Genomic DNA, 21,801 nt, shown 5'->3' with positions numbered 1-21,801 from the left:
CGCGTCAGATCTTGAAACGTATCGAGAACTGATCTGTTCGATCTTTCACGACTACGCCGATCGGATAAGCTTCGCAAAGTCATGGATAGATCGCTTTCTATCTATTCAAAAGTTATGACTATCACTAGCCGGCGGCCCTCAGATCCGTCGTCTACGCGGTCACACCAGGTGGATCGTACACTTCTCTCCGATCAAGCATGTGGTAGATCGATACCAGCATCTTCCGAGCTGCTGCCACGATCGCTTTTTGTGAGTTCTTCCGGCTTGCTAACCGGTCGTAGAACCGGCTCAGATACTCGTCGTTACTGGTATGAACTGCGGTGTTTGCTGCTTGGACGAGCAGCCATCGCACACGACCTGATCCACGTTTCGAGATGCTCCCTTCGATCCGCGAGTCGCCTGACTCGCGGATCACCGGGTTCAATCCGACGTAACTGACGACCTCCTTGTCACCGTCAAACCGGTCGATCCCGCCTAGCTCTGCGTAGATCGTCAGCGCGGTGTAGTAACTCACACCGGGAATCGTCATCAGCAGCTGGGTCTCCTTCAGAGACCCAGCGCGCTCTTCGATCGTCTTATCGAGCTTCTGAATCTCTTCGGTGAGTGACTCGATCAGGTCGAGATACGACTCAAGTAACGTGTCCCATGGGACCGGGAGCGAGAGTTCCCGCAGGGACTCTCGCCCCTTTAGGTTCAGTGGTTTCACGTCGTCAGTGATGCCGTGATCAGAGAGGAGTCCATGGATCTTGTTGGCGTACTTGGTACGGTTTTCGACCAAGGTCTGTCGCCCGCGCACGAGTGCGCGGGCTTCCCTGACCTCCTCGGTCGGTACGTAGCTTTCAGGCACCGAATTCAATCGGAGCATCCGCGCGAGTTCTTTCGCATCCACGCGGTCGGTTTTCTTGTCGGAGTCTGCGATCTGGGTGATCTTTTTGGGATGAGCGACGGTCACATCCAAGTGCTCGGACAGCGTATCGTGGATGTGGTAGTAGTTGGAGGTCGCCTCAAGCACGGCTTGTGCGCCGGCGTACCGCTGGGCGAGCTCGTCGAGGTTCGCGTTTTCGACGCGAACCTCTTCGACGATCGTCCCAGCCTCATCCATCACTGCCACCTGTGCGTACCGTTTGTGGACGTCGATTCCGAGGTACATGGTTCGTTCACCCGGGACGCCAGTGCGTGAAGCAGAGATTCACCTATTCGGGCTTTCCCGGATGCCGCGGGGCGCGGCATCCGGGCTGTAGCGCCCATGACTCGACTTCTTTCGCACACGGACCAGTCAACAGAACGTGCTCTGTGGCACGTGAAATCCGTCGGTCTCTTGCGCCCCATGTCTTGTTTCACGCTCTCATGGCGTAGCAGCGTTTCCATCGAGTCAACAGAGCCAGCGAAGACGTTCAACTGAAGCACTCTGTTGAACCAAAGACAGAGTGGATCATTACAATTAAACACGTTCCGAACGCAGATAAGTGTAATAACACCCCGTAGAATACACTTGTAGGGGTTGAGCAGGACTTGTAGTGTATTTTCTGTTGGAAATTATTGATAGATCTGGTCGATGTAGGGTTGGTAAAATGGATCTACTTACGATCGCGTAAATTCGTCGTGCTTGCCCGTATCCCGAATTCCCTCAGAAGTTCGCTCGGCGAATCCGTACTGATGGAGATACTCGTATCGACGTTCGATCTCCTCTTCTGAAACGCCCAACTCAGCGGCTAGTTCGCTCACGGATTTGGGTTCTTCCTCGTCCAACTGTATCCGGAGCTCGTATCCTTCCATGTACCGCTGATAGTAATCCTGAACGACATCATCAAGTGGCGTTTGGATACCTTCGGTCTCATCGAGTCGCTCCAGAGACGCAGAGACAACCGTGACGAAGAACTCCCCGCCCAAGAGCTCTACTTGGCGTTCGAGTTCGTCTGATATGACGTCGAAGTCGAGTTCCGTTTGGACGAGCGTAGCCATATCACCGATGTCGTCTGGGCGCTCTGCCACGGATTTGAACAGGAAGATATCCTCGAACGAGACGAGGCCGACGGAGAAGTACTCCGAAGAGAGAAACTGTTGGCTCCGTGCTTGCATCCCGTCGCTGAAGAACAGCTTATCGGCGATCTGGCGATAAAAGACGTCGAACTGACAACCGGCATCGTTCCGTACGCAATGGCGTGCGCCCAGCCGATCGTACTCGTCATCGAGATCGGTGACCTCCTCATAGCCGAGCTCGTCGAGTACGCCCATCAGGCGGCTGAGAGCCGTCTCATCCACAACAACGAGATCGATATCCTTGGTCGTGTCCTTGAGAGACGGCTGGTGAAGTGCCATCGCGCCACCACCGATGAGATACGCCTCCACCTCTGTTTGGAGGTGATCCGCGATCTTCCGAAGTTCGGCCTCGATATAACCACGGCCGAATCGTTCACGAGAGCTCATAGAGTGACCTCATACTCCCTAGCTGTTTGCTTGAACTCTTCCCATTCGGGGAGGTGCTCAGCCGTCGTTTCTCCGCTGGTTTCCAAGTATTCAATGAGACCGTCGACGATAGTGAGTAAATCGATCGTCGCCTCAGGGTGATAGTGTTCAGCGCGCTCTCGCAGTTCCGTTCGATCGATATCCTGTTTCTGTATCAGTAACAGACAGTACGTTCGGTACCGAGAGCCATCATCGATTAAGAGAGTATGGCATACTAGCTCAACAGGGTCAACCTCTGTGAGTCGATCTGTCCAGAAGTAGTGGCGGCGGTCACGGGTGAGCAGTGGAACGCCGAACTCACCGAACAGTGCTGGTCCGGTCAGATGAAATTCTTCAGTGCTGATGTCGCTGTCGCACGCAAAGAGATACTCGTCGTGTGTTTCCCAGAGGAAATTGAGTCCAACAACGTGCTCTCTTGTTTCACGGCGATGCTTCTGATGGAACAGTCCTCGTGCGATCGAGGCCAATACGGTAAATGGCTCGTTGAGACGGTACCGAGATTTCGATTTCCCGATGACACCGACTAGCTGGAGATCATCTAACCGGCGGTAGACTGTTGCCCGACTAACGCCACTTCGCTCGGCTAATTCGGTAGCCGTCCGTCCTCGGTCAAGATAATAGAGGATTTGTAATCCGGAGCCAGCGATGAGCGCCGGTAGGTCCATATGGCGATATTCCGTGAGGAGTCCTTCGAGCTGCTCTATCGGTTCGATTTCAGTAAGAGAAACCAGCTTTTCTCGACCGCTTTGTTTGGTTTGGACGCAGCCGTAGGCTTCTAATTCGGTGATAACCCGTGAGGCGTGACTGGTACTCCACTCGAGTTGGTCAGCGAGTGTGCTGATACTCACTTCCGGGTCACCCCCATCTATGAGCTGAGAGATTACCCGCAAGTGACTCACAGATATCATATTGTCTCAAATAACGCAAGTAGATTATAAAACAGTTTTGCGATTTGAGACGAAAGGTAGAATTTCTAATATGATTGGCGCCGTATCTGGTTGATCTCGGATCTATTCTAATTTTGATTTAGTAGAATTCTCGATCACTGGTACTCCGAGATATGATATTTCAGAATATGATTATTCAGAGTATTTTATTCGGTACCCTCTAAATCAGCGCTATGAGAGATTTCGTGAACCGGTCAGAGAAGCTAGATCGGCTTCACGGCCATTTGACTTGAAGAACGCGGAGATCGCCGTCGTCGTATACGGACGGCGACGGCTCAGAAAGGCGCGACTCATTAGGAAGGCGTTTGGGGGACGAGAGAACACAGTCTTCTACCAGGCACGACAGAAGACGAGAGAAGTCCAACGAGACAGTTTTTTGCTAATACCGAGGAACTCTATCTTGAATGGTGGAGCCGATCTTAAAATGGGCGGGTGGGAAGCGCCAGCTTCTCTCAGAGATCACAGCGCAGTTTCCGATCTCATATGAGGCGTATCACGAACCGTTCGTAGGAGGTGGCGCTGTCTTTTTTCATCAGGATCCTGACGATGGGACGATAAACGATCTGAACACGCGGTTAACAACGTTTTATGAGATCGTTCGAGACCAACCGGACGCCCTCATTGCCGAGAACAAAACACACGAGCATACGGAGGAATACTACTACGACGCTCGCTCGGAGTTCAATACGCTCCTTACTCAGTCGACTCTAACACAGGACGAGAGGGTTCGAGAGGCGAGCTTACTATTATACTTGAATCGGACGTGTTTCAACGGATTGTACCGGGAGAACAGTGACGGCGAATTCAACGTCTCTTTCGGACGGTATTCAAATCCAGATTGGGTACAAGAGCAGCGGATTCGGAAGGCATCACGTGTCCTCCAAGACACAGTAGTTTTTAATACGGATTTCAGCTATGTCGTCGATGAGGCTTCTAGTGGCGATCTTGTGTATTTTGATCCGCCGTACGAACCGGTGTCGAAAACCGCGGATTTCAACTCATATCAGGCGACTGGATTCGATCGAGAGGACCAACGGCGGCTTCGTGATGTCGTCATAGAGCTCACAGAGATGGGTGTTTCCGTGATTCTCTCTAATTCGCCGCCGGTTGTAGAATTATACGAGGGCTACGACGCGTTCTCGGTCAGGTACGTAGACGCCACTCGTGCGATAAATAGTGATGCCAGCAGTCGTGGGGAAGTCTCGGAAGTACTCATTACAAACGTTCCACCAGATGAGCAACGGCGAAAGACCCTCTCCGACTTTACAGAATGAGTCGTCGAAAATCCCTCAGCGTGGCGTCGAGGCTAGAACGTATTGTTGCTGGGCTCCTCGACCGCTCGTAGTGATTTCTGGAAGGCGAACGAGCCACTGTCCGACGGTGCGGGCACGTCGACGAGTGGTTGAGTCCGAGAGATCTGTTTCGGCAGCGAGGATCTCCGTAATATCACTTCGGGAGAGAGTATCGTCTACTTCCAGCTGAGCGTATACGCGGGAGATGATCTCGACATCACGGATCTGTTGTGTGAGAAGATCATCTGCGGATTCTCGATTGCCACGATCGAGGTACGTGAGGTATTCCTCACCGAGGCGAGTGAGTCCCCAACGGCGGATCGTGTGGTTGTCGACTTCGACCTCCTGTTCTTTGTGGAGAAACTGGAGAAGCCACGCGGCAATACCGTAATAATCCGCTTGCCTCGGATCAAACGAGTCCGTATCTGTCTGTCTTCGGACGTAGTCTGCGATATTGGGTTTAGTGTCGGAACCCACTCCAACTGCTTGGATGACAGTGCGTATCACATCAAAGTTGTCCGCCTGTGGTACTTCTAGTGACGGAATCGTATCGGTGCGCTCCGGCTTCTCGAACGCGCTCCAGAACGTGGGATCGAGTTCGTATGACTCGTCGTCTGTAACGACGCCGATACTGCTCTCGATCATGATGTCCGTGAGCCGGTCACCGTCGATCAACCGAATGAAATCTTGGTTTGCGCTTGTCTCGGCGCCAGAAGTGAACGAGGACGTTGTGATCACCGTTCCGATGTGATACTGTTGCTCTGAGAGTGCGCCTTTAAATCCGCGGAGGGTGCGGGCTCCGACTGTGTTTCCAGAAGCATATTGCTTCGCTTGAATGCCAAGCCGTGCGTGGAACAGTTCTCGATCGATGACCGCGTGAATATCAATTCCACCATCGCCACGGAATGGCGTTAGCTCAAGTTCACGAGTTGGCTCCGCACGCTCGATCACCATTTTACAGAGCTGTTCAAACTGCTCGTGGTCAATCTGTAACCCCTTATCAAGCAGTTCCTCTTTTGCCGTCGATACTCTCATTCAGGATCGAAGTTCTCACGGCTGAATAAAAATCCTCTCGCCAAAGCGACCAGTATGTTACAGCGGCTGGATCAATCTTTGGTTGAGAAATCTAGCTCCGAATACTCGTACGTGTAGCACTTGATTCCATTCTCCTCACAGTGCTTTGTAAGCTCCCCCGGCGAGACATCCTCCTCTTCGAAGTCACCTAAGAATGCGACTGTTACGTTGTCATCGCTGCGCTCCTCGGAGCCTTCGACCACGACGGCTACGTTCGGATCGTTGTGGCTGGTTTTGATTACCTTGTCACCCATCACATATGAATTCTCCGCGAATGCGAGGTTCTCATGTTTGTACGTCCAGAGCTTGACATCCTGGTCGTCACAGTACGACGCGAGGATCGCGGGATGGTAGTCGCGCCATCCACCCGGTCCATCGTCGAGCGAACTCGGGAACGCGACCCGCACCGCTTCCCCGTCCATTTCGTGCCCGAATGCCCCAGTGTTCTGTTCCGGCGGCAACACCTCAATGACGATCCCCACCGATGGCTCCGCGTCGCTTGCCTTCACCACCCGATCCCCCGGCGAGAACGGATTCTCCGGCTTCTGGTTCATGTGGGCGGTGTTGGGCCCGAGATCGAGCAGTTCGTTCATCGGTCGCGCCGCAAGGTGATCGAGCTTTTCCGGGGAGTCGCCAGAGAAGGCCGCCTCCGTTTCGACCTTCGACTTCAGCGTCTCGAGGCGCTCCCACCCGAGTAGCATCAGACTGTCCTCGTTGTCCCGGTGCCAGACCATCACCACGATGTCGTCGTCGGGGTCCCGTTCGACGAGCGACTCTGGAAGAAAGGCAGAGACGTCCCGTGAGGACTTCACGTCGACCGTGTAGCCGAACACCTCGAAATCGTGTCCGGAGAAGCTCTCGGGGTTACACCGCCGGATCGCCTCCTCGTTTTCCCACTCCCACATCTCGACGGGGAGGTACTCGCGACAGAACTGCTCGAACGCGAGCTCACCGAGGTTACCGATCCGCTTCACGTCCAGGTCGTCGGCTCCCTGAATGACCGCTTGGTGGTGGGCTCGCTCGTGATCGATCTCGTCCGGGGTGAACCGATACATCAAGTTGATGTCATCCACTACGGTGAAATATCTTTCTCGATGATTATCAGTTAAAATAGGCAGGCTAGTCCGATGGCATCAACCACCCAAAGGACTTTACCTCGACTCCGTCACGTGTATTTCACGAACCGCACGAAGGCAACGACCCCCGTCATGCTGCGTGACGAACTCGAAACCGTCACTGGGGGCTCGCCTTATATACATCCGGCCGCCGTCGTGCCAATCTGCCCCGTCAGAAACTATGACGGGCGCGACGGGATTTGAACCCGCGGCATCTTGGTCCGGAACCAAGTGCTCTGTCCGCTGAGCTACGCGCCCTCACGAGTCCGTCGTTCGGGCGGGCGTTTAACGCTTCTGACTCTCGTCGTGGAGGGCGGCCAGGAGGGACGGCTCAGTCGACGAACAGCCCGTCGACGATCGTCTCGATCAGGGCGGTTTCGACCGCCTCGTACTCGGAGACGGCGAGGGCGCCGATCGGGGAGTCCTGCGCGCGGGTGACGAAGATCAGCGACCGGAGGAGCCCGCTTATGAGGTCGGGGTCGTCGTACCGGACCTCGTCCATCGCCGCCCAGCGGCTGGCGTAGGGGAGCTCGGTCTCGCGGGCGTCGGGGCCGATCGACTGCCGCTCCGTCTCCGAGAGCTGCTCGTAGAGCAGCTGGAGTTCGCCCTCGACGATCAGCCGGGAGGCGAGGGGGTTGGACCGGACCTCCCGAAGGGTGGTCCGAAGCATGGTCTCCACCTCCTCGCGGGGCGTGTCGGCTCCGGAGACCGCCTCGTCGATGCGCGACTCGAGCCGTTCCCGCTCGGCGTGGAGGACCGCGACGTACAGCGCCTCCTTCGAGTCGAAGAACTGGTAGAACGTGCTGGTGCCGATGCCGACCGACTCGGTGACGTCCTTGATCCGGGTTCGGTCGAACCCGTACCGGGCGAACAGCTCGCTGCCGTCCTCGACGAGCTGTGTGCGGATCCGGTCGCGCTCGGACTCGGAGAATCGACTCATGACCGCGTCCTCGCTCGGGCGATCGGAGCGTCTTTCCGTTTGATCACGGCGGCAGTACGAACCCAAAAACAAAGGTGTTATTGATTCGTGGATTCACGTTAGACCGTGAAGCAGACGCAGTATCACGCCGGCGTTCGGTCCGAAACCCGGGGATATCGCCCGGACCGACCGGCCGATCGGACCAGACTGCATCGAGGGAGAGGCCGCCGATCGCCCGCGGCCGGCGCTCGGAGGGGCGCATGAACGCACGGACGGTCCTCGTCGCGCTCGTTTCGGTGACGCTGTTGACGAGCGGGACGGCGGGACTCGCCGTCGCGGCGGCAACGGGCAGCGGCGCGACCGCGTCCGCCCCGCTCGACGCGGGCTCGGGGGGAGAGGCCACGAACCCCGGCGGCTCGGCGGTGACGCCCCAGCAGTCGGGCGGGCTCATCCGCGGGTCTCCGGATCTGGCGGTCAGCACGTCGGATCCGACGCTCACTCCGGGCCGAACGAACACGGTGCCGCTCCAGGTCACCAACGACGGCGATCTGGACCTGGGGACGTCCGAGGCGCGCGCCGTGGTCACGACCGCGCGAAACGTTCGGGTCGAGGCGGACGCCGAGGAAACGCCGTTGACGGTCGAGACCGGGACGCTCGCGATCGGATCGGTCACCGAGGATAGGCCGGGAGAAGCCCCGATCGCCGTGAGCGTCCCCGAGGACGTCGACGAGGGCACCTACACGATCGACGTCGAGGTCGAGTACTCCTACACCTACCAGCAGTCGGGCGGGGTAACCATCGACCGCGAGCGAACGCTCTCGACCGAGGTCGACGTCGAGGTCGACGACGACGCGCGCTTCGAGATCACGAACGCGACGACCGACGCGACGGTCGGCGGGGAGGGGACGGTCGAGGCGGAGGTCCGGAACGTCGGCGCGGACGCCGCGCGCGACCTCACGGTGGTCCTGGAGTCCTCGAGCCCGCAGGTCGGGATCGGCGGCGGCTCCAGCGACACGGCGAGGATCGACGAGATCGCGCCGAACGAGACGCGGACCGTCCGGTACGACGTCGGATTCACGCCGGGGGCGTCGGTGCGCGAGTACCTCCTCGACGGGACGGTGACCTTCGAGACGCCGGAGGGGTACGAACGCGCGGACGAGGGGCCCTCCGTCGGCGTGACGCCGCGACCCGAACAGCGGTTCGGCGTCGACGACGTGGAGTCCGACCTCTACGTCGGCGAGCAGGGGACCGTGTACGGGACCGTGACGAACGAGGGACCGAACGAGGCGCGGAACGTCGTCGTCCGGTTCGCGGGCGGGTCGTCGAACGTGATCCCGCGCGAGTCCGCGGTGGCGGTCGGGACGCTCGCGGCCGGCGAGTCCGGGTCGTTCCGGTTCCCCCTGGAGATCAACGGCGAGGCGAAGCCGATCGACCGCTCGTCGGACCTCGTCGTCCAGTACCGTAACGACGAGAACGAGCCGCGCGCGTACGAGGACGTCGAGCTCCTCTACTCGGTCGAGCCACAGCGGGACCAGTTCCGTCTCGAGGTCGAAGAGCGCGAGGTCGAAGCCGGTGGAAGCGTCGAGATGGACGTCGAGGTGACGAACAACCTCGACGAGACGGTCACGGACGTCGAGGCGCGACTGTTCGCCGACAGCCCCCTCGAGAGCGACGACGACGAGGCGTTCGCCGCGTCGCTCGAGCCCGGCGAGTCGACGACGATGACGTTCGACCTCTCCGCGGAGTCGTCGGGGGTCGCGAAGACGTACCCCGTCTCGTTCGACTTCCGGTACGACGATGCGGACGGTAACAGCCAGCTGTCGGACACGACTCGCGTGCCGGTGACCGTCGTCCAGGCGGAGGAGAGTTCGCGGCTTTCGGGGATCGGCACCGTCCCGCTCGTGCTCGGCGTTCTCGCGCTCGTCGCCGTCCTCGGCGCGGGGATCTACCTCACACAGAGGGAGTAGATGAGTCGAGCCGGCCGGTGGGTCGAGCACGCCACCACGCGACTCAACGGGGTCATCGTCTCGCGGCCGCGAGCCGTCGTCCTCGCGTTCCTCCTCGTGACCGCGGCGTTCGCCGGCGGCATGAGTGCCATCGAGACGCAGACGGAGCCGACGGAGGGGTTCTCCGAGGACCTCCCCGAACAGGAGGCGCTCGACGCGATAGACCGCGAGTTCGACGAGCCGTTCGAGGCGGAGTCGGAGTCGACACAGCTGATCCATCACGGGAACGACGTCCTCACCCGCGAGGAGACGCTGACGATGCTGCGGCTGTTGGAGCGGATCGACGCCCGCGAGGACCTCCGGATGGGGTCGGCCAACGGCCCCGCGACGGTGATCGCCCGGTCGATCGACCCGTCCGCGGAGACGCCCGCGGAGATGCGGCGGGCGGTCGCGGGGACGACGGACACGGAGTTCAGACGGGTCGTCCGGGAACTGAGCGACGATCCTCGGTTCTCGAGGGGCGTCTCCGACGACTTCAACCCGAGCGAGGCGTCGGCGTCGACGACGATCACGGTCGTCTCGCACGACGTGCCGGAGGGATTCGACGACCTCCAGTCGATCCAGACCGACGTTCAGTCGCTGGCGAGCGACGAACCGGCCGACATCCGAGCGTTCGGGTCCGGCGTGATCAACGCCGAGACCGGTCAGATCATCGCCGACTCGCTGCTCATCGTGATGCCCATCGTCCTCGTGTTGTTGTTGGGGTTCCTCGTCGTCGCCTACCGGGACCCGATCGACCTCGCGCTCGGGCTGTTCGCGCTGTTGATGACGCTGATCTGGACGTTCGGCTTCCTCGGCTTCTCGGGGATCCCGTTCGACCAACAGCAGATCGCCGTCCCCGTGCTGCTTCTGGCGGTCGGCGTCGACTTCGGGATCCACTTCGTCAACCGATACCGCGAGGAGACGGTCAAGGGGTACGACGCGGTGCCCGCGATGCGGACCGCGGCCGACCAGCTGGCGATCGCGTTCGTCATCGTCACGGTGACCGCGGTGTTCGGCTTCGGCGCGAACGTGACCTCCGACCTCGACCCGATCCGGAACCTGGGGATCGTCTCGGCGGTCGGGATCGTCTTCACGTTCCTCATCTTCGGGCTGTTCCTGCCCGCCGCGAAACTCGAGCTCGACCGGCTCAGGGAGCGGTACGGCGTGCCGGAGTTCGGTACCACCCCGATCGCCTCCGAAGACTCCGCGCTCGGTCGGCTCCTGGCCGTCTCCGTCACCGTCGGCGAGCGCGCGCCGGCGCTGTTCGTCGTCCTCCTGCTGCTCGTCGGCGGCGGGTTGGGGGCGTACGGCGCGGGCGTCGACACCACGTTCGAACAGGAGGACTTCCTCCCGCCCGAGGAGGAGCCGGGCTACGTCGAGTACATTCCCGAGCCGTTCGCGCCCGGCGACTACACCGTCACGGCGACGCTGAACCTGCTCGAGGAGGAGTTCGCGGCGAGCCAGGACGCGTCGCTCACGGTGTACGTCGAGGGGCCCTTCGAGGAGGACCACGCCTTGGAGGCGCTCGCGGAACCCACCGACGACCCGCCCGACACGCTGGCGGTCGGCGAGGGGGGGCGTGCGGAGACGACGAGCATCGTGACGGTCATCCAGTCACACGCCGAAAGCGACGAGGAGTTCGCCGCGCTCGTCGCCCGCAACGACCTGGACGGGAACGGGATCCCCGACCGCAATCTCGACCGGATCTACGCGGAGCTGTTCGACTCCCCGGCGGGATCGCGGGCGGGCCAGTACCTCACGGACGACCGCCGGGGCGCGCAGGTCGAGTACACCGTCGAGAGCGGGGCGACACAGAGCGAGATATCCGCCGACGGCCGCGAACAGGCCGAGCGGTACCGGTACGCGGCCACCGCCACGGGACAGATCGTCGTCTTCGACGCGATCACCGCGATCATCTTCGACTCCGCGATACAGGGACTCCTGCTCGCGGTCGGGCTGAGCGGCGTGTTCCTCGTGATCACCTACGGCGTGTTGGAGGGAATGCCGATGCTCGGGATCGTGAACGTGTTCCCGATCACGATCGCCGTCACGTCGCTCGTGGGAACGATGCGCTTTCTCGGCTATCCGCTCAACGCGCTGACGGCGACGATCCTCTCCATCGCGATCGGGATCGGGATCGCCTACTCGGTCCACATCACCGCCCGGTTCATCGACGAGTACCGCGAGAACGACGACGTGGCGGCCTCGCTGCGAACGACGCTCACCGGTACCGGCGGCGCGTTGACCGGAAGCATGCTCACGACGGCGCTCGGCACCGGCGCGCTCGCGCTCGCGATCACGCCCGTTCTCGGCGACTTCGGTGCGCTGATCGCGTTGAGCGTGCTCTACTCGTTCGTCATCTCCGTGGTCGCGCTCCCGCCCGCGTTGTTCCTCTGGGACCGGGTCCGGTCCGGTTCGTCGGCCGCCGAATCGGCCGATCCGGTCGTCGAGGCGTGACCGGCTCCCCCTTGGATATCAAATCGGATAATCGGGGCGAACGGGTTTACTTCTCGAGGGTCGAACTCCCGAGGAAGAGATGGAGCCGTATCCCTCCGGTCGACGATCCACTCCCGACGCCGATGCCGCCGCGCCGAGCGTCGACGTCGACCCCGATGCCGCCGCGGACGGCCCGCGACGCCGGGACGAGGACCGTCCGGATCCGACGGCCTCGAAGACGCCCGCGAGCGACGCACCAACGGAGGCGTCGGTCCGCGCCGACACGCCGAGCGCGTTCCCCTCGGACCCGGACCGCTTCCTCGCCGCGGTCGCCGTCGACGGCGAGGTGCTGTTCGCGGGGCCGTCGATGCCGTCGTTCCTCGGCGAGGATCGCGGGACGCTCCGCGGGGGCAACTTCCTCGAGTACGTCCACCCGAACGATCGGACCGACGTCTCGGACGCCCTCTCCGCGGTCGCGTCCGAGCGGCGGGTCACGCATCGGATCCGGCGCGCGAACGGCGGATACGCCCGGGTCGAGTCGGTCGTCGACGACGACCTCGCCCCCGAGTTCGGCGGACGCGTCGTCACCGTCCGTCGCGTCGACGTGGACCGGACCTTTCCCGAGCGGTTCCGCGAGTTCCTCGAGTACGGAACCGACATCGTCACCGTCGTCGACGCGGACGGCCGCGTGCGGTACGAGAGCCCCTCGGTCGAGGACGTGCTCGGCTACGAGCAGGGCTCGCTCGTCGGGCGATCCCCGCTCGGGTACGTCCATCCCGACGACCGTGAGCGGGTCACCGCGGCGTTCTACGAGGCGCTCGCCGACCCCGAACGCGCGGACGCGATGGAGTACCGGTACCGAACCGCCGGGGGCGACTGGGTCTGGCTCGAGTCGCGGGCCCGGGCGCTCCCCGACGACGCCGCGGTCGGCCGGCTGGTTATCAACTCGCGAGACGTCTCCGAGCGGAAGCGGCGCGAGCGTCGGCTCGCCGACCGAAACGAGCGGCTCGACCGGTTCGCGAGCATCGTCTCACACGACCTCCGGAACCCCCTCTCCGTGATCCGCGGGTCGATGGAGATGGCGAGACTGAAGGAGGACACGGAACCGCTGGAGCGCGGCGAGCGCGCGACGGATCGGATCGAACAGCTGATCAGCGAACTCCTGACGCTCGCCCGACAGGGCACCGGGATCGACGAGCCGACCGAGTTCTCACTCGAGGGCGTCGCCCGCGACGCGTGGGGAACCGCCGGCAGCGAGACGGCGGCGCTCGTCGTCCCGGTCGACGCACGGATCCGCGGCGATCGCGGCCGGCTCCGGCAGGCGTTCGAGAACCTGTTTCGGAATAGCGTGGAACACGGTTCCACGGAAAGCCGGCCGGAATCCGGAACCGACGCGCTCACCGTGGTCGTGAGTGCGACCGACCGCGGGATCGTCGTCGCCGACGACGGCCCCGGGATCCCGTCGGAACACCGATCGGACGTCTTCGAGTCGGGGTTCACCACGCGAGCCGACGGGACCGGCTACGGCCTCGACATCGTTCGGGAGATCGTCGTCGCACACGGCTGGGAGATCGCAGTCGTCGATCCCGAGTCGGCGATCGAAGCCGACCCGGAGGTCGCGGACCGGATCCCGAGCGGAGCTCGGTTCGTCGTTCGCGCGCCGACGCCGAGGACCGTCGACGCCGCGGAGCCGTGGATCGAGCGGTGAGCCCGTCGCGGCGGCCAGCCCGTCGCGTTTATTTCGGGCGCTCCCGAAGCGGACACGTGACCCCCGCCGAGGTGACGATCCGACCGGTCGAGCGTGCCGACCTCCTGGCGGTGCTCCGGATCGAACGCGAGTGTTTCTCCGATCCCTGGCCGTACGACGCCTTCGAGCGGCTGGTCGACGAGCCGACGTTCCTCGTTGCCGAGCGGGAAGGGGCGGTGGTGGGGTACCTCGTCGCGGACGTCACCCCGAACGCCGGTCGTGACATCGGCCACGTCAAGGACCTCGCCGTCCACCCGGACGTCCGGGGCGAGGGGATCGGTCGGGCGCTGTTGCGCGCCGGGCTCGCCCGACTTCGGACCGTCGGGGCGGCGGTCGCCAAACTCGAGGTCCGTGAGGGAAACGACCCCGCCCGGTCGCTGTACGCGACCGAGGGGTTCGAGCCGATCCGGCGGGCGAGCCGGTACTATCGCGACGGCGAGGACGCGCTCGTCCTCGTGGTCGATCTCGCGGAGTGGGTCCGAGGCGAGTGAACCGTCGGCGCGCCGTCCATCCGGAAGGGTCGGTTCCGTCTTGACAAGGCTTAGTGCCGAGGGGATCGACGGGAGCGTATGAGTTCGGTTCCCGAGCGGTCCGAGATCGACGAGGCGTACAAGTGGGACCTCGCGAGCGTCTTCGCCGACGACGAGGCGTGGGCGGCCGCCTACGAGGAGGTCGAGGGACGGATCGACGAGCTCGGTGCCTACGAGGGACGCGTCACGGAGGAACCCGAGACCCTCCTCGAACTGCTGCGGCTCCGCGAGGAGGTGTTCCGCGAGCTGTCGGCGGTGGCGGCGTACGCGCAGCTCCGGAGCGCGGAGGACACCCGGAACCAGGAGTATCAGGCGATGTCGGCGAAGGCGTCCTCGCTCCAGTCGGAGGCTTCGAGCGCCATCTCGTACCTCCGGCCGGAGCTCCAGTCGCTGACCGAGGCGGACGTCGCGGCGTTCCTCGAGGCCGAACCCGGCCTCGCCGAGTACGAACACTATCTCGACGACGTGTTGCGGACCAAACCGCACACGCGGTCGGCGGAGGTCGAGGAGGTGCTCGCGGACCTCTCGGAGGTCACGAGCGCCCCGAGCGAGATCTACTCGATGCTCACGAACGCGGACATGACCTACGGCGTCGTCGAGGATCCCGACGGCGAGGAGATGGAGATCACCCAGGCCAACTTCACGAAGCTCCAGACGAACCCGGACCGCGACTTCCGCCGCCGGGTCCACGAGACGTTCTACGACGAGTGGGCCAACGTCCGCAACACCGTGGGGACGAGCCTGGAGAAGGCGGTCCGCGAACACGTCGCGAGCGCGGGGATCCGCGACTACGACACCGCCCGCGAGGCCGCCCTCGACGGCTCGAACGTCCCCGTCGAGGTGTACGACACGCTCGTGGAGACGGTCGACGACAACCTGGCGACGCTCCACCGACACGCCGAGTTGAAACGGGCGGCGCTCGGCGTCGACACGCTGGAGAGCCACGACCTCTACATGTCGCTGACTGGCGACCAGGGTCCCGATATCGAGTACGACCAGGCGGTCGAGTGGACCGTCGAGGCGGTCGCGCCGCTCGGCGAGGCGTATCAGGAGCGGATGGCCGAGGGGCTCGAGAGTCGGTGGGTCGACGTCTACGAGAACCGCGGGAAGCGCTCGGGCGCGTTCTCCTCGGGCACCTACGACACCCAGCCGTTCATCCTGATGAACTACCAGGACGACGTGGCCTCGATGTACACGCTGGCACACGAGCTCGGCCACTCGATGCACTCGGAGCTCGCCGGCGACGCACAGCCGTGGCACGACGCGAGCTACGACATCTTCGTCGCCGAGATCGCCTCCACCGTCAACGAGACCCTGCTCACCCACCACCTGCTCGAGACCGTCGAGGACGACGAGCTCCGGACCCACGTGCTCGACGAGTACCTCGAGCGCTTCCGCTCCACCCTCTTCCGCCAGACGATGTTCGCGACGTTCGAACGGCGGATCCACGAGCGCGTCGAGGCCGGCGAGGCGCTCACGCCGGACGTCCTCGACGAGCTCTACGCCGACCTGAAGGGCGACTACTACGAGCCGGCCGAACTGGGCGGCGGGATCGAACGCGAGTGGGAGCGTATCCCCCACTTCTACTACGACTTCTACGTGTACCAGTACGCGACCGGCATCTCAGCCGCGGCCGCGATCGTCGAGCGCGTGCTCGAGGAGGGCGAGCCCGCCGCCGCGGACTACCGCGAGATGCTGGAGGCGGGCGGCTCCGACTACCCGCTCGAGGTCGTCGATCTCGCCGGCATCGACATGGCCTCGCCGGACCCGATCGAGTCCGCCGTCGGGATCTACGACGACTACCTCGACGAGGTGGCGGCGTTACTCGAGTTGGCGTAGCCGAGACGGCGACCGAGTACCGTTCGGCCGGCGGCGTCCTCCTCTCCGTGACGACCGACGGATACGACCACCCCACTGACCGAAGAATTTAAACCCTCGTTTCGTGACAACTATCACGAAAGTTTCGGAAGGAAGAACGTAGGCGTCGTTTCGTGTTCCAGCGTCCGGTCCTCGGCCCGTGGGGATCGCCCGATCGCTGTATCCGGGCGATGCCGAGCGATCCGGCCCATGACACACCTCGCACTGACACCCCTCGGCGTTGACGGCGACGCACAGCCCCGCGACGAGTATCCCGACCTTTCCCCCGGGATTCACCTCCGATGGGCGTTTCCCCCACACCGCGGCTTCCCCCGTGGCGGCTACTACCTCTTCAGGCGTCGTCATCGGGAAGCGCCCCGGCGGCCGCGAGTTCGGCTGACCGCCGCGTTGGATCACGACCCCGCAAAGCCCCTCACCGAGGCACACACGGAGGCGGGCCATCGGTTCTGTTTCCCCGAACACGAGCGCGTCTTTCACGTCCAGCACGACGGCAGTGATGCGGTGATGCCGGTCGGAAGCGATCCGGTTCCGATCGAGCTGCCGGAGCCGTCGTACGCAGTCGACGTGTCCGTCGACGTCGAGGGGAGCGATCCGGTCGTCGTACGGGCGCTCACCGACGACCGCGTCGTCGACGAGACGGAGACGACGGGCGGGCAAGTCGGGCTCTCCGGCGACCGCATCGACGCCGTCTCCTGTACCGGCGGCGAGCCGAAACGAACCCCCGTGTTCGTGACAGAAGTCGCGCCACACTTCGTCTCCTCGACCCTCGATCGGGGGTGGAGCCTCGTTCCGAACGCACCGGCTCCGATCCGTCTCCCGCTTTCTCACCCCGACTACGCACCCGTCAGCGCAGGCACGACGATCGGCGACCTGGACGAGGCCCGGACGATCGCGAGGGATCGGATCGAGTACGGCCCGCCCGATCGACTCGTCGACGCCGAGGAGTCCGCTTCCGGAGCGGGGACGGTCACCGTCTCGACGGGTTCCTCGTACGCGTTCGCGAGCGATCTGTCTCCCGACGACGACCTCGTCGGTGACTGTCTGCGGATCGACGGCGACTCCACCGCGTACGGGATCACCGACGTCGGCGAAGCGCCCGACGGGTCCACCAGACTCGTCCTCTCCCGGCCGTACCGCGGGACCGGCGGCAGCGACCTGGCGTACGACCTCCTCGCCGACGAGTTCGCCTCGCTCCACGACACGCTCTCGGTTCTGGTCGACGAGGGGGGCTCCGGCGGTGGGGGCGGAAGCGGTGGCGGTGGGGGCGGGATGGCGAACCGGACGCTGCCGGCGTTTCGCGCTCCGGACGGCCTAGCGGTCGTGAACGGCGGCGGGCCGACCGTCTTCGGTGGAACCGCCGACGGGTCGGCGGTCGACGGCTGGAACACCGACTGGACGGCCGACCTCGTGGGATCGCGGCTCCGCCTCTCGACGGGGTCACACACGGACGTGGTCGTGGTCCATGGCCGGCCGTACGTGTTCACCGCTAACGCCGGTTGGGACGACGCGACGGTCGGCCGCCGGATCCGCATCGAGGACGACCGTGAGCTGTATCGGATCGTCGACGTTGCGCACTTCCGGGTCGGCGATCGGACTCTCGAGATCTGTACACTCGATCGGCCAGTGAGCGGCCCGTACTACGGCGACCCCGTCGACTGCGTGGTCTACGAGGACCACACCCACCGGATCGGGTCGGTCGACGAGGCCGACCAACGGCTCCACCTTCGCGGCCGGGTCGGGCTCCGAGCGACGCTGCCCCGCCGCTACCTGATCCACCCGGCGGCGACCGACGACGCCGCGGCGTTGCTTCCCACGCAGAACCCGCTCGACGCCGTCCTGACGGCCGCCACCGACCCGGCGGCCGCACAGGCGCTCGGTCTCTACTGGATCGACGACACGATCGACGACGACGTCTCGTACGACTACATGATCGTCGCCGATCACGCCGACGCGATCCCACCGTTGAGAACGGGGGCGGACGCGATGCCGGCGCTCGAGGGGCTTCCCTCCTCGCCGACGACCCCCGGCCTCGATCGGTACATCGCCTTCGACGTGAGCCGGAGCGACGGCGACCCGCTCCCGGCGCCCGAGGAACCGATGGCGTTCGAGCTGCCGGTCACGGCCGACACCGCGAACGCCGTCGGGCTCCGATGGGACATGGACGACCTCGGCGCGACCGCCCCGGACGTGGCGACGCCCGTCAAGTACCACCTCTGGCGGTGGAGCGGGGACGAGCCGTGGCGACTGGAGGAGAACTCCGACCTCGCCGGCTACGACCCGATCACGGCGAGATCGAGGGCGAATCTCCTCGCGGACGCGACGCCGATACTCGCGACCGCGCCGGCGGGCCCGCCGCGAACGCCGGAGGGGTGGCCGAACGTCCGGTTACACGGGACCGACGGCGACCTCGCCGACGGCTGGCACAGCTACCGCGTCGTCGGCGTCGACGTGTTCGGGCGGTTCAGCGAGGCGAGCGAGCCGGCGACGTGGTACACGACCGACCCGTCGGCGCCGCTCGAGCCGCCGACGCCCGCGCAGAGCACGCATCGTGACCTGGCGATCCGGGTCGAGGACGACTCTTCGCCCCCGTCGCCGGCCGCCGTCGAGGCCGCCGCGCTCGATCCGGCCGCGTACGACGACCCCGGCGAACTGGTCGACGCCGACCCCGACGAACTCCCGGCGAACCGCCACGTCAGGGGGGACGAGGCGTATCGAACCTGGCGGGCGAACGATCCCGAGCGGGTCGGCATTCGGGTCCGGTGGACCTGGCCGGCGGGACACGCCGACCTCGCCGACGACGTCGACGCCTTCGATCTGTACGTCTCGCCCGGCCGGACGAACGCCTTCCTCGGGGAGGTGCTCGACGTCGATCCGACCGCGACCGGCTACGAGGTCACGGTCGATCTCGACGACGCGTTCGACCCCGATCCCGGGACGCTCGCGGGCACGAGGCTCCTCATCGACGACGCCGCGTTTCCGGTTCGAGCGGCGACGGCGGCGGCCGATGGCGTGACGCTCACGGTTAGGCCGCCGGTTCCGGGCGGGAACGAAGCGGCGACCGACGGCGGTTCGGACGAGACGGACGTCGGCGGGACGGCAACCGATGGAGGTGAGACGGCAACCGATGGAGGCGAGGCGGACGGACTCGTTCCCGAAACGGGCGGCCGCGCAGCCGATGTCGTCGCGATGTTCCCACAGGTCGGGGGAGCACTCGACGTCGATCGATCGGAACCGGCGGTCGAGGACCGCTGTACCGTCTCGGTTCCGGCCCACTACGACGCCGGAACGGTCTCCGTCGACCCGGCGTCGACGGCGACGGTGGACGGAACGACCGGAACCGTTGTCGACGGTCACGACACCGGCTGGACCGAGGCGTTGGAGGGCGAGCGGTTCCGGTCGGTCGACGACGACGTCGTCTACACCGTCGCGCGCGTCGATGGGCCGACGGAACTGGTGTTGGACCGGGAGGTCGCGTCGTCCACGCCGGGCGAGCGCCTGCCGTACCGGATCGATCACCCGCTGTGGGACGACGAGCGGGACCCCGACAGCTGGGACGCCAACGTTGCGACGGTCGCGTACGATGACGCGAGCGCGCTGGCCGGCACGGACGGGCTCACCGGAACGGACGACGGGACGCGCGTCTACGAGGCGTTCGTCGACGCACCCGCGAGCGGGGAGGGCGAGGCGTTCGCGCCGTCACTCTCGATGCCGACCGTCTACGCCGACGTCGCGGTGACGGCCGTCGACGACGCCGGACACGAGAGCGCCGTCGACGCGACCGCGACGATCGCCAGGGTCCTCCACGAGACGCCGGCGACGCCGTCGGTTGCCGTGGAGCCGGCCTCGTTCCATCACGCGACCGAACCGGACTACGACGGCGAGTCGGCGTACACCGTCCGGTGGGAGCCCGACGCGGACGCCGGCGACGACTACGGCTATCACGTCTTCCGTGCCTTGGACGAGACGCTGTTCGCGACCGACTGGGGACGACGGCTCGCCGCCGCGGACGACGGCGATGGGAACGGCGACAACACCGGCAACGGCGACGCCCCGGAGCGCTCGCTCGACCCCGACGACCCGGCCCACGACCGCTTCTTCCCGCCCGCCTACCGCGGCGACGACGAGGCGGCCGAGACGGCACGCGAAACGATCGCCGCGGAGGTGAACGCCTTCACGACCCTCGCGGAGGACGCCGTTTCGGGCGATGGAAACGACGCGGCCGACCCGGACGAGGGGGTCGTGGAGACGGCGATGGAGGCGTATCGTCGCCTCCGGAGGCCGGTCGACCTGGACGACGGGGGCGACCTGGATGGCGCTGACGAGGGAAGCGACGCGAACGAGGGAGCCGACGCGGACGACGGGGGCGACCCGGGTGGCGCTGACGGGGGGAGCGACGGGGACGACGGAGGCGACGCGGGCGAGGAGTCCACCGACGCCGCGCTTCTCCGACCGGCGACGCTCGCCACGCTCGCCGCGCTTCCGGGCAACGAGGCGGCCTTCTCCCAGCGAACCGTCGACGCGATCGTGCCGAGCGACCACCCGGACCGCGTCGGTCCGGACGGCGACCCCGACGACGAGCAGGACGACGACCTGTGCGCCTGGGTCGACCGGTTCGACGGCGGCTCACGGAACGTCTACTGCTATCGGGTCGGCACGGTCGACGACGCCGGGAACCGCAGCGACGCCGGCGAGACCGACGGCCCGCCGATGAGCTACCCGACGATGCCGGTCCGGTCCGCCGGCGGAGTGGCACCGAAACGACCGCGGATCGTCGAGGCCGCCGCCGGCCACGCCGACTCGGACGCGCCCGACGACCGGGCGATCACCCTGCGGATCGCGGGCGTCGACGATCCGACGCTCGAGAGACTGCTCGTCTATCGGTCTCGTGACCGCGAGCGGGCGACGGATCTCCGCCGGGCCGACGAACCCGAGGTGGTTGCGGACCCCGCCGCGCCACGGGACTCGGCGGCCGCCGGCGCGGTGGCGGTCGAGGACGGCGTGCTCGCGTGGGTCGACGCCGACGTCGAACCGTTCACGACGACGTACTATCGGGTCGTCGGGGTCGGGGAGTCCGGCGCGTACACGGAGCCGACCGCGGTCGCGTCCGCGGAGGCGTTCGACCGCTCGCCGCCGGATCCGCCGACGTGGGACGACGAGGACCCCGCGGTCGACGACGGCGCGGTGACGCTGTCGTGGAGCCCCGCCACGGGAGCGCCGTCGGACCTCCGCTATCAGCTACACCGCCGCCCCCACGGCGGCGACGGGGACGACTGGCGTCCCGTGAGCCCCTGGCTCGACCGGACCACGTACGAGGACGGGAGTCGCGACCCGAACACGACGTACGATTACCGACTGCTCGTCCTGCGGCCGACCGGCGGCCGTGACGATCTGACCCTGACGGAGGTGTAA

13 protein-coding genes and 1 tRNA gene are annotated in these 21,801 nt (G+C 64.7%); 7 read left to right on the top strand and 7 right to left on the bottom strand.

Annotated elements, in window-relative coordinates:
* Positions 1-151 precede the first annotated feature (151 nt).
* The 3 genes from EAO78_RS16085 to EAO78_RS16075 all read right to left on the bottom strand — a co-directional run bounded on the left by EAO78_RS16085 (position 152) and on the right by EAO78_RS16075 (position 3,374).
* Positions 152-1,150, bottom strand: coding sequence for an IS110 family RNA-guided transposase (locus EAO78_RS16085; protein ID WP_122106805.1), 999 nt, complete (start codon positions 1,148-1,150; stop codon positions 152-154).
* Positions 1,151-1,581: 431 nt separating this feature from the next.
* The gene (locus EAO78_RS17965; RefSeq protein WP_162498085.1) at positions 1,582-2,427 is read right to left on the bottom strand and encodes a DUF6036 family nucleotidyltransferase; all 846 of its coding nucleotides are present in this window, start codon (positions 2,425-2,427) and stop codon (positions 1,582-1,584) included.
* Positions 2,424-3,374: an HTH domain-containing protein gene (locus EAO78_RS16075; protein ID WP_122106803.1), complete on the bottom strand. Its 951-nt coding sequence runs from the start codon at positions 3,372-3,374 to the stop codon at positions 2,424-2,426. Before EAO78_RS16075 ends, EAO78_RS17965 begins: the two co-directional genes overlap by 4 nt.
* Positions 3,375-3,817: 443 nt before the next feature.
* On the opposite strand from EAO78_RS16075, the gene EAO78_RS16065 reads away from it, so the two are divergent.
* Positions 3,818-4,687, top strand: a complete 870-nt coding sequence (locus EAO78_RS16065; RefSeq protein ID WP_122106802.1) for a DNA adenine methylase — start codon at positions 3,818-3,820, stop codon at positions 4,685-4,687.
* Between the two features lie 15 nt (positions 4,688-4,702).
* Here EAO78_RS16065 and EAO78_RS16060 read toward each other — a convergent pair whose 3' ends face one another.
* The 4 genes from EAO78_RS16060 to EAO78_RS16040 form a co-directional block, all read right to left on the bottom strand.
* Positions 4,703-5,740, bottom strand: coding sequence for a restriction endonuclease (locus EAO78_RS16060; protein WP_122106801.1), 1,038 nt, complete (start codon positions 5,738-5,740; stop codon positions 4,703-4,705).
* A 71-nt stretch (positions 5,741-5,811) separates the two neighbouring features.
* A complete protein-coding gene (locus EAO78_RS16055) occupies positions 5,812-6,834 on the bottom strand; it encodes a hypothetical protein (RefSeq protein ID WP_122106808.1) in 1,023 nt (340 codons plus the stop codon).
* 245 nt (positions 6,835-7,079) lie between these two features.
* Positions 7,080-7,152 (bottom strand) — tRNA-Arg (locus EAO78_RS16050).
* A 73-nt stretch (positions 7,153-7,225) separates the two neighbouring features.
* Entirely contained in the window at positions 7,226-7,834 is a 609-nt protein-coding gene (locus tag EAO78_RS16040; RefSeq protein ID WP_122106800.1) for a TetR/AcrR family transcriptional regulator, read from the bottom strand.
* 239 nt (positions 7,835-8,073) lie between these two features.
* On the opposite strand from EAO78_RS16040, the gene EAO78_RS16035 reads away from it, so the two are divergent.
* The 6 genes from EAO78_RS16035 (at position 8,074) to EAO78_RS17960 (ending at position 21,801) form a co-directional block, all read left to right on the top strand.
* Positions 8,074-9,780: a COG1361 S-layer family protein gene (locus EAO78_RS16035; RefSeq protein WP_122106799.1), complete on the top strand. Its 1,707-nt coding sequence runs from the start codon at positions 8,074-8,076 to the stop codon at positions 9,778-9,780.
* Entirely contained in the window at positions 9,781-12,258 is a 2,478-nt protein-coding gene (locus EAO78_RS16030; RefSeq protein WP_122106798.1) for an efflux RND transporter permease subunit, read from the top strand.
* Between the two features lie 79 nt (positions 12,259-12,337).
* Positions 12,338-13,945, top strand: a complete 1,608-nt coding sequence (locus tag EAO78_RS16025; RefSeq protein ID WP_122106797.1) for a PAS domain-containing protein — start codon at positions 12,338-12,340, stop codon at positions 13,943-13,945.
* A gap of 56 nt (positions 13,946-14,001) precedes the next feature.
* Positions 14,002-14,475 carry a ribosomal protein S18-alanine N-acetyltransferase gene (rimI, locus tag EAO78_RS16020; RefSeq protein WP_122106796.1) on the top strand — a complete coding sequence of 158 codons (474 nt, stop codon included), beginning with the start codon at positions 14,002-14,004 and terminating at the stop codon, positions 14,473-14,475.
* A 78-nt stretch (positions 14,476-14,553) separates the two neighbouring features.
* Complete coding sequence (gene pepF / locus EAO78_RS16015) at positions 14,554-16,353, top strand: oligoendopeptidase F (protein ID WP_122106795.1); 1,800 nt, start codon at positions 14,554-14,556, stop codon at positions 16,351-16,353.
* Between the two features lie 228 nt (positions 16,354-16,581).
* Complete coding sequence (locus tag EAO78_RS17960) at positions 16,582-21,801, top strand: hypothetical protein (RefSeq protein ID WP_162498084.1); 5,220 nt, start codon at positions 16,582-16,584, stop codon at positions 21,799-21,801.

The sequence above is a fragment of the Halobellus captivus genome, from assembly GCF_003697845.1.
In the GTDB taxonomy this organism is placed as follows: domain Archaea; phylum Halobacteriota; class Halobacteria; order Halobacteriales; family Haloferacaceae; genus Halorubrum; species Halorubrum glutamatedens.
This window is presented reverse-complemented; position numbering and strand designations above follow the sequence as displayed.